15 protein-coding genes are annotated in these 14,289 nt (G+C 66.5%); 1 reads left to right on the top strand and 14 read right to left on the bottom strand.

All coding sequences use genetic code 11. The annotated features are described in order from the left end of the window. Nucleotides 1–7: 7 nt before the first annotated feature. From B8W69_RS04445 to B8W69_RS04380, 14 genes are all read right to left on the bottom strand, one after another. Nucleotides 8–679: an SDR family oxidoreductase gene (locus B8W69_RS04445; RefSeq protein WP_085288736.1), complete on the bottom strand. Its 672-nt coding sequence runs from the start codon at nucleotides 677–679 to the stop codon at nucleotides 8–10. A gap of 58 nt (nucleotides 680–737) precedes the next feature. Next, entirely contained in the window at nucleotides 738–1,241 is a 504-nt protein-coding gene (locus B8W69_RS04440; protein ID WP_085288735.1) for a MarR family winged helix-turn-helix transcriptional regulator, read from the bottom strand. 65 nt (nucleotides 1,242–1,306) lie between these two features. Beyond that, the gene (locus B8W69_RS04435; protein ID WP_065029491.1) at nucleotides 1,307–2,056 is read right to left on the bottom strand and encodes an amino acid ABC transporter ATP-binding protein; all 750 of its coding nucleotides are present in this window, start codon (nucleotides 2,054–2,056) and stop codon (nucleotides 1,307–1,309) included. After that, complete coding sequence (locus B8W69_RS04430; RefSeq protein WP_085288734.1) at nucleotides 2,053–3,867, bottom strand: ABC transporter substrate-binding protein/permease; 1,815 nt, start codon at nucleotides 3,865–3,867, stop codon at nucleotides 2,053–2,055. Before B8W69_RS04430 ends, B8W69_RS04435 begins: the two co-directional genes overlap by 4 nt. A gap of 48 nt (nucleotides 3,868–3,915) precedes the next feature. Next, nucleotides 3,916–4,656, bottom strand: coding sequence for a GntR family transcriptional regulator (locus B8W69_RS04425; RefSeq protein ID WP_085288733.1), 741 nt, complete (start codon nucleotides 4,654–4,656; stop codon nucleotides 3,916–3,918). A 109-nt stretch (nucleotides 4,657–4,765) separates the two neighbouring features. Continuing rightward, the gene (locus B8W69_RS04420) at nucleotides 4,766–5,578 is read right to left on the bottom strand and encodes an LLM class F420-dependent oxidoreductase (protein ID WP_085288732.1); all 813 of its coding nucleotides are present in this window, start codon (nucleotides 5,576–5,578) and stop codon (nucleotides 4,766–4,768) included. Between the two features lie 16 nt (nucleotides 5,579–5,594). Next, the gene (locus tag B8W69_RS04415) at nucleotides 5,595–6,509 is read right to left on the bottom strand and encodes an Rv0045c family esterase (RefSeq protein ID WP_085288815.1); all 915 of its coding nucleotides are present in this window, start codon (nucleotides 6,507–6,509) and stop codon (nucleotides 5,595–5,597) included. A 15-nt stretch (nucleotides 6,510–6,524) separates the two neighbouring features. Beyond that, complete coding sequence (locus B8W69_RS04410; RefSeq protein ID WP_085288731.1) at nucleotides 6,525–7,733, bottom strand: DUF1214 domain-containing protein; 1,209 nt, start codon at nucleotides 7,731–7,733, stop codon at nucleotides 6,525–6,527. Nucleotides 7,734–7,735: 2 nt separating this feature from the next. Continuing rightward, a complete protein-coding gene (locus tag B8W69_RS04405; protein ID WP_085288730.1) occupies nucleotides 7,736–8,539 on the bottom strand; it encodes a sugar phosphate isomerase/epimerase family protein in 804 nt (267 codons plus the stop codon). Nucleotide 8,540: 1 nt separating this feature from the next. Then, a complete protein-coding gene (locus B8W69_RS04400; protein ID WP_085288729.1) occupies nucleotides 8,541–9,710 on the bottom strand; it encodes a sulfotransferase family protein in 1,170 nt (389 codons plus the stop codon). Further along, nucleotides 9,707–10,834 carry an LLM class flavin-dependent oxidoreductase gene (locus B8W69_RS04395; protein WP_085288728.1) on the bottom strand — a complete coding sequence of 376 codons (1,128 nt, stop codon included), beginning with the start codon at nucleotides 10,832–10,834 and terminating at the stop codon, nucleotides 9,707–9,709. The genes B8W69_RS04400 and B8W69_RS04395 overlap by 4 nt, the downstream gene beginning before the upstream one ends. Nucleotides 10,835–10,978: 144 nt before the next feature. Next, nucleotides 10,979–12,076, bottom strand: a complete 1,098-nt coding sequence (locus tag B8W69_RS04390; protein ID WP_085288727.1) for an inositol-3-phosphate synthase — start codon at nucleotides 12,074–12,076, stop codon at nucleotides 10,979–10,981. Between the two features lie 56 nt (nucleotides 12,077–12,132). Beyond that, the gene (locus B8W69_RS04385; RefSeq protein WP_003874738.1) at nucleotides 12,133–12,675 is read right to left on the bottom strand and encodes a PadR family transcriptional regulator; all 543 of its coding nucleotides are present in this window, start codon (nucleotides 12,673–12,675) and stop codon (nucleotides 12,133–12,135) included. A gap of 159 nt (nucleotides 12,676–12,834) precedes the next feature. Then, on the bottom strand, nucleotides 12,835–13,713 hold the full coding sequence (locus tag B8W69_RS04380) for a DUF1707 SHOCT-like domain-containing protein (protein ID WP_085288726.1): 879 nt from the start codon (nucleotides 13,711–13,713) through the stop codon (nucleotides 12,835–12,837). Between the two features lie 120 nt (nucleotides 13,714–13,833). On the opposite strand from B8W69_RS04380, the gene B8W69_RS04375 reads away from it, so the two are divergent. Next, complete coding sequence (locus B8W69_RS04375) at nucleotides 13,834–14,268, top strand: DUF5318 family protein (RefSeq protein WP_065029591.1); 435 nt, start codon at nucleotides 13,834–13,836, stop codon at nucleotides 14,266–14,268. The last annotated feature ends 21 nt before the right edge of the window (nucleotides 14,269–14,289 follow it).

Here is a 14,289-nt window from a genome sequence, read left to right as displayed (position 1 = left end):
CCCTGCCCTATTGCCCGGCGGGCCGCAGCACCACCTCGTGCATGTGACCGTCGCGCGGGGTGGCCACCGCATGGGCCACAGCGGCCGCGACCGTTTCGGGCTTCAGAAACTTGGCGGGGTCATAGGTGCCGCCCTCGAACTCGACGAGTTCGCGCTGCATGTCGCTATCGGTGCGGCCCGGATAGACCGTCGTCACCCGCAACTCCGGTTCGTCGCTGCGCAGCGAGTCCGCAAAGGCGCGCAGTGCGAACTTGCTGGACGAATAAGAGGCCATACCCCGCGAAGCGGTGCGCCCCGCACCGGAGTTGATGAACACCACCTGGCCGCGCGCCCGCCGCAGCGCGGGCAACAGCGCCAGCGTAAGTTCTACCGGTCCAAAGACGTTCACGGCGAAGGTGGCGCGCCACTCGTCGACGTTCGAGTCGGCGACGCTGCCGGGGATGGCCAGCCCCGCGTTGTGCACGAGCACGTCGAGCTCGTCCACAATTTCGCAGGCGGCTTCGATATCGCCGGAGTCGGTGAGGTCCAGTGGAAACGTGGTGGCGCCGAGCCGTTCCGCGACCGCGTCGAGCCGATCGGACGGCCGGCCCGCCAGCAGCAGGGTGTGCGTGGGTGCCAGCGCTGTGGCGATGGCCGATCCAATACCGCCGCCGGCGCCGGTGATGAGTGCATTGGGCATGCCCCGCAGTTTACCGACGCCGCAAACGCGAGCGAAAAGCTTTGACGGCTAGTCCTTTTCAGGCTTCCTTGCGCGCGGGTGGCACGCCGGCGGGTCCGGACGTCGGGTCACCGGAGGCCAGCCGCTCCAGCGGCGCCAGTGCCTGCATCAGGGTGTTGAGGTCGGACGTCGGGAGCTGGCTGAGCATCGCGGCCAGCGAGGCGCGTCGATTGGCCAGCGATTCACCGTGCACGGCCCGTCCCCGCGGGGTGATATCCACGAGCACGGCGCGAAGGTCAGACGGATCGCGGGAACGCTTGACCAGCCCCACCTTCTCCAGCCGCCGGATCGCCACCGTGGTGGTGGGGGTCCGTACCCGTTCGTGTGCGGCGAGATCGGTCATCCGGATCGGGCCCTGGTCGAGCAGCGTGACCAAGATCGACAATTGCGCCAGGGTCAGCTCCCCGGCCGCCGCGCCGCTGGGGTCTCCGCGGCGCAGCATCGCAAACAATTTGGACAGCGTTCGGTGCAAACCCTCGGCGAGCTCGGCTACCTCGGCCGGGTTCGATTCGCTGTCTGCCATAAATCGGGAGTCTATCCCGATATGAGGTGCTTACAAGGGAGCTATTGCCCACCAGTTAGTGGAGATCAAAGCACTTGGGACAAAAACCGCTGCAGCCGTTCGGTCTCTGCGGCATCGAATATCTGCTCGGGAGGGCCCGATTCCACGACCTTGCCGTGATCCATAAACACCACGGCGTCGGATGCCGACCGCGCGAACCCCATTTCGTGGGTTACCACAACCATTGTCATGCCATCGGCGCCGAGGTCGGCAATGAGTTGCAGTATTCCCTTGACCATTTCGGGATCCAGCGCCGAGGTCGCCTCGTCGAAGAACATCACCTGCGGGCCCATGGCCAGCGCGCGGGCGATCGCCACCCGCTGCTGTTGCCCGCCGGACAGCATGCTGGGGCGGGCACCGGCCTTGTGTTTCAGGCCAACTCGGTCCAGCTGCGTCATCGCCAGGTCGCGGGCCTCGTCGGCCGGCAGCCGCCGCAACTTGCGTGGTGCCATCGCCACGTTGGCCAGGACGCTCAAATGCGGAAAGAGATTGAAATGCTGGAACACCATGCCGATGCGCTGGCGCAACTCGTCGGGATCGTCGCGCAGCACCGACCGGCCATCCAGCAGAATGTCGCCGCTGTCGGGCTCATACAAGCGGTTCAGCGTGCGCAGCAGGGTCGACTTGCCCGAACCGGACGGCCCGATGATCGCCACGGTGCTGCCCGCGGGTGCCTCGATATCGACGCCACGCAGCACCTTGCTTCCGCCCAGGGTCTGGTGAACGTCCTTGGCGGCCAGCGAAACTGACGCACGCCCGTGGATGCCGGAGGTCACGTGATCTCCTGGCCGAATGCCGTCCCGAGCAGGTCGGCGTCGTCCTCCGGCGCGGCGGCGCGACGACCGCGGCGAAGCCGGGTGTCGATGTAGTTCACCAAATGCGTTAGCGGGATGGTCAATAGCAGGTAAAAGAGACCCGCGGCCACCAACGGTGACAGGCTCCCGGTCTGCGCGTTGAGATCCCGTCCCACCTGGAACAGCTCCCGCTGATCGGCGATCAAGCCGAGGAAGTACACCAGCGCGGAGGCCTTCAACAGCCCGATGGCCTGATTGACCAGGGCGGGCAGCACGCGGCGGATGCCCTGCGGCACCACCACCAGCCGCATCGCGGTGACGTAACTGAAGCCCAGCGCCCGGGACGCCTCCAGTTGTCCGGGATCGACGCTTTGAATGCCGGAGCGCAAAATCTCGCCGATGTAGGCGGCGGCCATCAATCCCAGCGCGGCGATGCCGAGCGGGTAAGGGTTCTTGTTGGTCAGCCCACTGACCAACGGGCCGACGCCCATCCCGATCAGCAGGATGATCACCACTTCGGGCAGGCCCCGGAAGATGTCGGTGTACACCCGGGCCGGCCAGCGTAGCCAGCGCCGGTGCGAGATCCCCGCCACCGCCAACACCATCCCGAACGCCAGGCCGATGACCAAGGCGCTGTTGGTCAGGATCAACGTGTTCGGCAGGCCGGTGGTCAACAGCATGGGAACGGCCTGCCGGTACATATCCCAGTCGAAGAACGATTCACCCAACTGGGCCAGTGGAGATTTCGGGGCGGGCGGGCCCGCGGGCGAGCGGTGTTGTTTCGCGATCGCGGCGAAGTCCGGCAGCTTGGGGAGGGGCGCGGCTTTGGAGCCGGGCTTCCAGCCGGGCGGCACTGTCCGCGGCACCCATTGGCTATACAGGTGCGCCCAGGTGCCGTCGGCGATGACGGCGTCCAGCCCGGAATTGAGCGCGTCGATCAACGGCTTGTTGCCTTTGGCGACCGCATAGGCGACGAAATTGCCTGGGCTGTAGGTATTCGCGGCGACCACCGCCGGATCGCCCGGGCGAATAACGGTCGCCGCAAGGGACCCGGGCGCCACCCACGCATCGATCTGCCGCGACTTCAGGCTGGCGTACAGGGTGGCGAAGCCCGGATACTTCACGGGTTGCAGATGCAACACGTCGACGACGTACGACTCCTCGACGGTGCCTTGCACGACGCCGATCCGCTGGCCGGCGGCGAGGTCGCTGAATTTGTGGATGGCCGAACCGGGCGGGACCACCAGCGAATAGAACCCGAAGTCGTAGCCGTTGGTGAAAGAGACGGTGTGCCGGCGGGCGTCGGTCGCTTTCACCGCTGCCGAGCCGACGTCGAAGCGCCGGGACGCCACCTGGGCGAGTAGCGCGGAAAAGTCGGTGCTGACAAAGCGGACCTGCAGACCCAGCTTGGCGGCGATGGCGCGCAGCAATTGGTTGTCGAAGCCGCTGAATTCGCCGGTGGGGTTGATGCAGATGTTGGGTGGGGCATCCGACAGCGTGCCAACGGTCAGGACACCCGGCACGCCGAGGCCCAGGGAGCCGACGTCGACCGCGTCGAGGGGCTCGACCGACGCCGTGGTGTCCCGGTCGTCCTCGCCGGTCGTCGGGCTCTCGATCAGGTCTTTGGGCAGGGTCCGCGCGCTGTCCACGCCGGGCGGCGCGCATTGATTCCAGTCGGCGGCCGCCGGCGCGACCGGTCCACCCAGCGCCAGGCCGCACACCATCACGACTGTCGCGGCCAGGCCGAATGCCCTTTTGCGGCGTTCGGTATGCCGGCCCACGCGCGAACTCATCAGTGTCACCGTAACGACTGAACGGCGACGCGGCCGCTCAGCGTCGGTTCACAGCACCAGGGATGCTTCGTCGCAGATCGTGTCCGCGTCGGCGATCACCCGCAGCGGGCCGGGAACGATCCGACCGACGTCGTCCGGCGGGGTGAAGACCCGTCGCCGGACCAGTTCGGCCAGCATGGTCTGCGCCATCAGATAGGAGCGGTCGACGCACGCGGCCCGCGCGGCTTCGGGGTCACGCCGCTGTATCGCCGCCGTCTCGTCTTCGTAGAACGGCAGCATGTCTTCGCGCCCGCTCCGATAGGTCGTCCAGAACAGGCGGGGGATGAGATTCTGCGAGGCGCGGATCGTGGCATGCAGCCGCGGACCGGCGTACTCCTCGTTGACGGTGCGCCGATATTCGGCGGCGAGATCGGTGAAGGCGCGCGAATCCTTGGCGGTGCGCAGCGAGCGCATCAGTGTGTCGAGCTGCCCCAGGATCCGTGGCGTGGGGCTGGTCGCCGCGCGTGCGGACGCTATCCCATTGAGCATTCCGTCGAGCTCATGGTGTTCGAGGACGGCGGCCTCATCGAACCGCTCGACGAACGCGCCCCGGTGATAACGCGTGGACACAATGCCGTCGTGTTCGAGTTGGACCAGTGCCTCTTGAATCGGCACCCGGCTCACTCCCAACCCCAGCGCAATTTCATTGCGGTCGACGCGGTCTCCACTGCGCAGCTTCCCGGTCAACAACAGGTGGAGGATGTGCGAAACAACCAGGTCCTTTTCTTTGACCCCGTATTTCTTCGGCATCTTTTTGTTTCAGTCTCTTTCACACCCGGTTCGGCAATCTAGCGGTGAGAGTTTCTCACGAATTGACGCGCGCGTTTAGGTGTTTGGCCGATGAACCTGAATACGGCGTTTAACGGCTGTCGCGCCACTTGCATAGCGCTTCGGCGGCGGTCAGGTCGTAGTCGGGACCATTTACGCCGACGGTCAGCAGCGTCACGCCCAGGGCGGTGAGGCCTTCCGCGTTGGCGATCAGCCCGTCGAGGCCCTCGCCGCGCCGGACGCCGCTGTTGTTCTCGACGCCGGCCGACCTTTCGATGGTGGACGGGTCGCGCCCGACGGCGGCGCAGTGTTCTTCCAGCACAGCCGCCGCCCCCGGATAGGTCTCGACGGTGGTGAAGCCGTGCCAGATGTCGCCGTATTCGGCGACCATGCGTAATGTCTTCCGCGGGCCTTTGCCGCCGATGAGGATCGGGATGTCGCGGGGGGGAGCCGGGTTCAGTTTGGCCAGCCGCGCGTTGATCCGGGGCAGTGCGGCCGCCAAGTCGTCAAGGCGGCTGCCGGCGGTGCCGAATTCGTAGCCGTACTCGTCGTAGTCCTTTTGTTTCCAACCCGAACCGATGCCGAGGATGAGCCGGCCGTCGGAAATGTGGTCGACGGTGCGAGCCATATCGGCCAGCAGTTCCGGATTGCGGTAGGAGTTGCACGTGACCAGCGCGCCGATCTGGATGCGCGACGTCTGCTCGGCCCAGGCCCCGAGCATCGTCCAGCATTCGAAATGCGCACCGTCGGGATCGCCGTAGAGCGGGAAGAAATGGTCCCAGTTAAAGGCGATGTCGACGCCGATGTCCTCGCAGCGGCGCACGGCGTCGCGCATCTGGCCGTACTGCGGAGCGTGTTGCGGCTGCAGTTGGACACCGATACGGATCGGGAACTCAGAAGTCATAACCCCAACCGTAGGCTCAGCGTGCGTCGAGCACTCCACGTAGCAGGTCGATCAGCGCGCGTGGCTGGTCGCTTTGCACGGAATGGCCCGAATTCTCCACGACGTGCGCGGAGCGGAAATGCTTTGCGCGACGGGCCAGCTCGGCCGCGTCGTCGTCGCTGACGAAGCCCGACGTGCCACCGCGCACCAGCGTGACGGGTGCGGACAACGCGTCGACGTCGTCCCACAGGCTGGCGAAGTCGGGGAAGGTGCGGATGGCGTCATAGCGCCACGTCCACTGGCCGTTCTCGAGCTTGCGCGAGTTGTGGAACACCCCGCGGCGCAGAGCCTTCACCTCCCGGTGCGGCGCCGCCGCGACCGTCAAGTCGAGCATGGCCTGGAAGCTGGGAAATTCGCGTTCCCCGTGCATCAGAGCCACGGTGCCCTGCTGTTCCTTGGTCATCTCGGAATGCCGTTGCAGCGCCGACGGGGTGACGTCGATCAGCACCAGTTCTTTGACCAGGTCTGGTGCCACCGCGCCCAGCCGGATCGCGGTCAGTCCGCCCAGCGACATACCGACGACTAGATCGGCCGACGCGGCATGTTCGCGCAGGATCGGCAACAAGCTGTCGGCGTTGGGCTGCGGCGAGTAGTCGCCGTCCTCGCGCCAGGCGGAGTGGCCGTGGCCGGGAAGGTCGACCGCCAGAGCAGGTTCACCGAGGCCGACGATGATGGTGTCCCAGGTGTGCGCGTTCTGCCCGCCGCCATGCACGAACACGATTCGTGAGGGAGTGCTGCCCCAACGCAGGGCGCTGATTTTGCTTTCGCCCGTGCCGGACTCGACGCGTTCGACGTCGGGCAGGGGACCGGAGACTCCGGCCTGCTCGGCGTTTTCGGACAGCAGCGAGAATTCGGACAGCCCGGCCAGTTCGTCTTCGGAGATCTCGGTCACGATCTTTGACACTAGCTATAGGACGTAGCGGCGGCGAATGCCGTGGAAGCGTTGCCACATCGCGGCGGCGCGCTCCGGCGTGCTCACCATGGCGGTTTCCGCGGGCAGTACGCCCAGCAGTGCGTCGTGCTTGACCACCCGGGTGTCCAGCGCAGCGGGTTCGCCCTCGAGCATGTGCCGGTAGGTCAGGTTGCCGCGTTCAAAGCCCTGGGTGTCAAGCCAGTTGTGCACGCCCGGATCGCGGTGAGCCATAACCAGGCGGATGCGGCCGTCGCGGTCGACCTTGGTGCGGCTCGGCGTATAGCTCACCGGACGGTACAGGTAGTCCATGCTGTTGAAGAAGACGCCCATATTGGTGAACATCCACAGCCCGTCGTGGGCATCGAACTCGACGATCAGCGCCTCGTCGGCCGCCAGCTCCCAGAACATGTTGGCCGCGGCGCGGCCGCGTTGGTTGTCGGCGTCGCTGGCGCCGACGCGCGGGAACGTGTTGGGGTGCTCGACGTCGACGCCGCCGTAGTTGAAGGGGAATTCGGGCCAGTCGGACATCAGGCCGGTGACGAAATCGCCGGCCCAGCGCATCGCGTCGACCATGTCGGTGGGGGTGGGCAACGGCTTGGGGGATGCCATGTCTATGCGTTCGATGCACAGTTGTGCCGGCGACTCGTCCCAGCGGTCAAACCCCTGGCGGATGAACAGTTTTCGGGACTCCGGTGTGGTGGGCAGCCAGTTCGGCCCGCGTTCGGGACCTCCGAGGTAAAGCTGGAATTGCCCGTCTTCGCCGATGTCGAGTTGGTGGCCGAGTAGGTTGGCCTCCGGTGTGTCACCGAATGGCTCGTGCAGGACGCCCGGGCCGGGCGTGCGTCGTCCTTGCACGGTGACGTTGAAAAAACGGGAGGTGCCGCGTGTGCCGGTGAGCCGGTAGGTGGAGTGCCCGTCGATCCATGCTTGTTGATAGGTGAAGTCGGCGCAGTCTCCGCCGAGTTTGCGGGTGGGGCCGCAGAAGGCGTGCAGCGCCGGGTAGCTGGTATCGCGCGTCTCGAGCGCCAGATCGAAGGCCTGGCCCAGGTTTTGGGTGAGAAATCGGTACGCGTCGACGCGCTGCGACGCGGCGACGGGGTTGGCGTCTTTGAACACCTGCCGGCCCGCGCGCTCCAGCCGGGCGCAGAAGTCGGTCCACGCCGATTGCAGCGCCGCGTCGTCGGGGCCGTCGCCGAAACCCATTGTCATGCACCCAATCTGTTCAGCATCGCGCCGACGACCTCGCAGGCGCGCCGCGCGGATTGCAGGCGGCCCTCGGCGTCGATGCGGGGCCCGATCAGTTCCAGGTCGAATCCGTGCGCGTAGCCGCCGGCCAGGGCCTGGGCCACGAACGCTTCGAGCGGGATCGCGCCGTCGCCGGGCACAGCGCGACCCGGGAGCGCCCGGTCGCCCAGCACGTAATCGCTGAGCTGGATGAGCTCGGTTCGGGGCATTGCCCGCTGCACCATCGCTTCGAAATCGCCTTCCGCCCAGCAGTGGAACAGCTCGATACAGATTCCCAGCCCGCTTATCTCGGCCAGTGTGACGGTATCGCGCAGGGTGTGTGCGAGATGAATGTCGGCGTAGAGGCTTGACGCGTTCTCGATCGCCAGCGCCACTCCCGCCCGCCTCGCGTGCTCGACGCAGGGAGCGATCAAGGCGGTGAAGCGATCGGCTGCCTGCGGCCAGGTCAGCGCGCCCCGGCCGCCGGTGAGCATGTAGACCACCCGCGCGCCCACCGCGGCCGCGGCATCGATCACCGCCAGTAGCGCATCCCGCGCCGCGGTCCCGGGCGTGTCGAGCCGGCCGCCGCCGAAAATGTGGCACACCGCCTCCACGGTGTAGGTGTTGTGCTGCAGAAGCTTTGGAAATTGGGGGTCGAGCAGCTCGCTGTCCAAGACGCTGAGCCGCGACACGCCGAGGGCGGCCCAATGCTGTGCCACCTCGGCCAGCGGCGCGCCGAAGAAGGTGACGTCATGGACCGACAGGCGTTTGTGCGGCGCCGTCACGTTAGCCGCGGGTCTCGATCTGGACACCGAATCGCTCGCGGAAGGGCCGGAATTCGGCGTGCAGCGCATCGAGGTTTTCGCCGATGTCGATCAGCAGCTGGGTGGAGTAGCGGAACTTGCCGTAGCGGTCGCCGCGGTTGTCGGCCAGGTACACGCGCATCGCCGATTCGGCCTCGGGCGTGAGTTGGCGTCCGGCGAATTCGTAATACCGTCGGACCGTTGCGATTTGATCGGTAACGAAGTCGGTGTAACGGATGTGCAGGATGCGCGGATCGTCCACCATGGGGTCGCTCATGGTGTTGTTGACGCCCTCGCGCGTCAACTCCAGATGCATCTTCGCCAGGGCGTGCAGGTCGACGGGACCGACCATGCCTTCGGCGATGTCGGCCATCATCATCGTGCGTGAGGCCGCGACCTGCACCGGGTCGCGGTGCAGCCAGACCAGGGTGGCGTCGGGGTAGGCGTCGAACATCTCCTTGAGCCGGAATCCGTGAAATCCCTTCAGCACCCAGTATTTTGGGGGCCGCTGGTATTGCAGTTGTTGGAGCATGGCCTTGTGCAGCCGGTACTGTGCGGCCGGGTCGGTGGCCAGACCGCCGACCAGCGACTGCATTGGTACCCGCCACCACGCTGTCGGCGTCATCACCCGGAAGTCGAATGCCCAGGTGCGCTCGTCTTCGGGAAGGCCGTCGCCCAGCATGTCGTTGTAGGGGTGGCTGTGCAGCCATTTCGGCATCTTGGCGTTGATCTCACGCCAGTCCGCGTCGGCGCGCGCCCTGCGGTCGTCATCGGGTGCGGCCAGCCCCGGCGGCGGGGAGGGATACATCACCTCCCAGAACCGCAGCGCGCGGGCGCGCGGATCGACCGACATCAGGGCATGCATAAGCGTTGTCCCCGAGCGGGGTTCGCCGGTGACGAACATCGGCGACTCGATCACTTCGGCACCGATCGGGTAGCGGTTGCGGTCTTCGATGAGTTCAAGGCGCGACGTCAGCAGCCAGCGACAAACCTGCGTCGCTTCGAAGCGGCCGTCGGCATCCATGCCCAGACCGTTGAGGTGGTCGACGGCGACGGCGAAGCGTTCGGGCAGGCTGGGATCGCCGTAGTCGCGCAGCCCGGTCTCCGCCTCGGCGGCGGCGAGCATCTCCGCGGCGTCCAAACGTGGTGTCACGGCAGGTCTCCGCAGAGCCGCATCAGTTCGTCTTCGGCCGCGCGGACGTTGGCCGCCGAAGCCTGCGTGTATTCCACGCCGGCCATCGCGCCGTAGTCGAGGATCTTGGGCACGCGAAGGCCGGCGTCGACGTATGTCTTGACGATCTTGGCGACCTCTTTCGGCGTGCCATGGGGTACGACGGCCAGGACCATCTCGGGTCGCACGTTGCCCAGGAACTCCACGATCCGTTCCCGGGTGAGCACGGCCGGGTCGATGTCCTGGAATCCGCGCCAGCCCTCGCCCATGGGGTGTTCGAATCCGAAGTCGCGCAATGTCTTTGCGGAGACCTGCAGCAGGAAGGCCTTGACCAGGGGAGCCTGCAGGATCTCGGCGAGGGCACCGTCGTCCGCACCGATCAGGCACACCTGGATGAAGCACGGGGTGATCGCCATCGGGTCGCGGCCGGCGCGGTCCGCGGATGCCCTTACCGCGGCGAGCATCTGGGCGTAGTGCTCGGGAGTCCAGGCGCCCGCTGGCCACCACCCGTCGGCGTACCGGCCCGCGATGTCGAGCATCCGTGGGCCGCTGGCGCCGATCCAGATCGGGGGCACCCGGCCCTCGTAGGGTTCGGTGTCCAGGCGGGCATGATGCAGCGAATAGAACTGGCCGTCGAAGTTGACCGGGCCGTCGCTGCGCCACAGCAACTGAATCACCGCCAGCGCTTCCTCGAAACGGCTGACCGAGCGCGAGAAGTCGAAGCCGTAGGGCAGCGTGTTTTCGCTCTCGCCGCTGCCCAGCCCCAGGATGAAACGGCCCTTGGCGAGGTGATCGATGGTCAGCGCCGTCTGGGCGAGCATAGCGGGATGGCGGCGCACGGTGTCGACCACGGCGCTGACCAGAGGAACCCGCTCGGTCAGCACGGCCGCCGCGGCCGCCACCGCGAGCCCGTCCAGGTGGCGGTGCGGTGACGGGGAAGCGGTGGCCAGGTCGGTGAACTCGGGAGTCCAGATCGCGTCCGGCCAGAAGCTGACCATGTGATCGGGCAGCCAGATGGAGTGGTACCGGCCGCTGTCGAGTCCCGCGAGCCCGGACAGGTCAAGGGGGAGAGTGGTGCGCAGGAACGCTGCGGGGTGAACGGTCATCGAGACATGATGCTAAGCACCTGCACAGCACCATGTCGATGATTTGGCGATGATGCGCCGGGTGTGGGCCCTGCGCGGGGACAGCCCGCGAATTCCTTCCCAGGGCCCACACTCGACGGCGAACACCCGGCCGAACGTCGGGCCTTAGCCCGAGATGATGAACTCTTCGAGCTGGGTGCGCGCGACGTCGTCGGGCAGCTGCTGGGGCGGGCTCTTCATCAGGTACGCCGACGCCGGAATCACCGGGCCGCCGATGCCGCGGTCCTTGGCGATCTTGGCGGCGCGCACCGCGTCGATGATGACGCCAGCGGAGTTCGGCGAGTCCCAGACCTCGAGCTTGTACTCCAGGTTCAGCGGCACATCACCGAAGGCGCGGCCTTCCAGCCGCACGTAGGCCCACTTGCGGTCGTCGAGCCAGCCGACGTGGTCCGACGGCCCGATGTGCACGTCGCGCGTCTTGAACTCGCGCTGCAGGTTGGAGGTCACGGCCTGCGTCTTGGAGATCTTCTTGGACTCGAGGCGCTCGCGCTCGAGCATGTTCAGGAAGTCCATGTTGCCGCCGACGTTGAGCTGCATGGTGCGGTCCAGCTGCACGCCGCGGTCCTCGAACAGCTTGGCCATCACGCGGTGCGTGATCGTCGCGCCGACCTGGCTCTTGATGTCGTCACCGACGATCGGCACACCGGCGTCGGCGAACTTCTTGGCCCACACCGGGTCGGAGGCGATGAACACCGGCAGCGCGTTGACGAACGCCACGCCCGCGTCGATGGCGCACTGGGCGTAGAACTTGTCGGCCTCTTCGGAGCCCACCGGCAGGTAGGAGACCAGGACGTCGACGTTGGCCTCGCGCAGCGCCTGGACCACGTCGACGGCCTCGACGTCGGACACCTCGATGGTGTCGGCGTAGTACTTACCGATGCCGTCCAGCGTCGGGCCGCGCTGCACCGTCACGTTGGTGGGCGGCACGTCGGCGATCTTGATGGTGTTGTTCTCCGACGCGAAGATCGCTTCGGACAGGTCGAAGCCGACCTTCTTGGCGTCCACGTCGAACGCCGCGACGAACTTCACGTCGCGGACGTGGTACTGACCGAACTTCACGTGCATCAAGCCGGGCACGGTGCTGTTCGCGTCGGCGTCGTAGTAGTACTGCACGCCCTGAACCAGCGAAGACGCGCAGTTACCGACGCCGACAATGGCGACTCGTACCTCCGTCGACGCCTGCGGCGCGTTCTGCTCACTCATATGGGCGTTCTCCTAACCTCTAACCACTGACTGGGATGCTGGGTTTGTGCAGGGATTTACGTTTGCTCGGAGAGGCCGGGCATAGCCCGCTCCGCAGCAATGAGCTCGTTGAGCCACTTGACTTCGCGCTCACTGGACTCGAGCCCTAATTGATGAAGCTGACGGGTGTAGCGGTCGAACGAGCTACTGGCCCGCGCAACCGCTTCGCGCAGGCCTTCCCGTCGTTCCTCGACCTGACGGCGGCGGCCTTCCAGAATGCGCATCCGCGCCTCTGCCGGAGTCCGGTTGAAGAACGCCAGGTGTACCCCGAAGCCGTCGTCGGTGTAGTTGTGCGGACCGGTGTCGGCCACCAGCTCACCGAAGCGCCGGCGGCCCTCGTCGGTCAGCTGGTAGACGCGCCGGGCCCGCCGGACCGGCGTCCCGGCTGGGGCAGCATCCTCGGCAATCAACCCCTCGGCCTGCATGCGCCGCAGGGCGGGGTAGAGCGATCCGTACGAAAACGCTCGGAACGCACCGAGGAGACCGGTCAGCCGCTTGCGCAACTCGTAGCCGTGCATGGGCGACTCGATCAGGAGACCCAGGATGGCAAGCTCCAGCAATCGAATCACCTCCCTGAAAAAGATTTGCGTGGCTGGTTACGACGGTTCGACGCCTCGCGCAATCGTATCGTCTCGATATATTAGCCACAACACCACTGACTGTTGGTTTGCCGTTCGTCACAGTGCAGGGGTGTGTGAAATGAGCCGCGGAACCGCTCTTTACGTGGGCAGACTCATCTGCTTGACGGTGCCATCACCCGCGAAGGTGATATGCCCACCCCCGTAGTCGCTCGAGACGTACAGCGACAGCGAGAGCGCGCCCGGTGTGGTCGGATCGGTGCCTGGCTCGATGATCAGGTACGTGGATTTCACGTCGGATGGCCTCATGTGCAGCGTTTCGGGTGCGCCGCGCATGATGCCCACCGTCTTCGTCACGTCGAATCTGCTCAGGTCGACGGGAACGGGGGCGTCCGACGAACTCTTGGCCGAACTGGTCGGATCGCCCCACCCGCCGCGGTAGGTGTAGGCCAGCATCCGGCGGTCGTCGGAGGGGTCCGGGCGGTCCAACACCGCGTAGGTGGGGTAGATCACCAACCGATAGCCGACGGTGTCGCCCAGCCGCTTGCGCATCTGCTCGAACAGCCCGGTGAGCCCGCCGACCGAGTGCAGCTGGGTGGGCGGCGTCAGCACCACGGCACTGACGCCGTCGGGCTTGGCCCCCGGGTCGGTGGTGAAGTCCAGCGGCGAGCGTGTGTTCCCGTACAACCCCCAGCCGATGCCCACCCCCAGCAACACCGATGCGACGAAGGCCGCGGCCGGCACTCCCCAGCCGCCGATTCGAGGCAGCTTGGGGCGCGAGTCGAGGGCGGGCAGTTGCCGCCCGGCGTTGGTCTGCAGGTCGTTCACCAGGGCGTGCAAGTCGCCCAGCGTCACCGCCTTGGTGGCCGCGCTGACCCGCTCCCGGTGCTCTTCGGCGGACAGCTCGCCGTCGGCCAGGGCGTCGTCGAGGACCGTGCAGGTGTCTTGGCGGTCACTGTCCTTGGCGCGGGTCGTCGTGGTCACCCCGCCTCCCAGCGGTGACCCGAGCCATTTCGTCACGGGGATGATCGTAGAAGTCCGGGCCCGCTTTGGCGTCGAAACCGTCCCCGACTGCCCGCCACGGACCGCCACGGTTCGGTTGCGTATCACTGGTCGGGATGGCGACGTAGTCTGGTGGGCGTGCGACTGCAGCGACAAGTGGTGGACTACGCGCTCCGGCGGCGCTCACTGCTGGCCGAGGTGTACTCGGGCCGCACCGGTGTGTCCGAGGTTTGTGACGCGAACCCGTATCTGCTGCGCGCCGCCAAGTTTCACGGGAAACCGAGTCAGGTCATGTGCCCGATCTGCCGCAAGGAGCAGCTGACGCTGGTGTCTTGGGTGTTTGGTGAGCACCTCGGTGCGGTGTCGGGCTCGGCGCGCACGGCCGAAGAACTGGTGATGCTGGCAACCCGCTTCGAGGAGTTCGCCGTCCACGTGGTCGAGGTGTGCCGGACCTGCAGCTGGAACCATCTCGTCAAGTCCTATGTGCTCGGAGCGGCGCGCACGGCACCTCCTCCCAGGGGCACCGGCCGCACGCGGACGGCGCGCAACAACGCCCGCACGGCCATTGAATAACGAAGGACGCCACAGCCAGTC

Origin of the sequence: Mycolicibacterium vulneris, from assembly GCF_002104765.1 — a bacterium.
Classification (GTDB): domain Bacteria; phylum Actinomycetota; class Actinomycetes; order Mycobacteriales; family Mycobacteriaceae; genus Mycobacterium; species Mycobacterium vulneris.
This window is presented reverse-complemented; position numbering and strand designations above follow the sequence as displayed.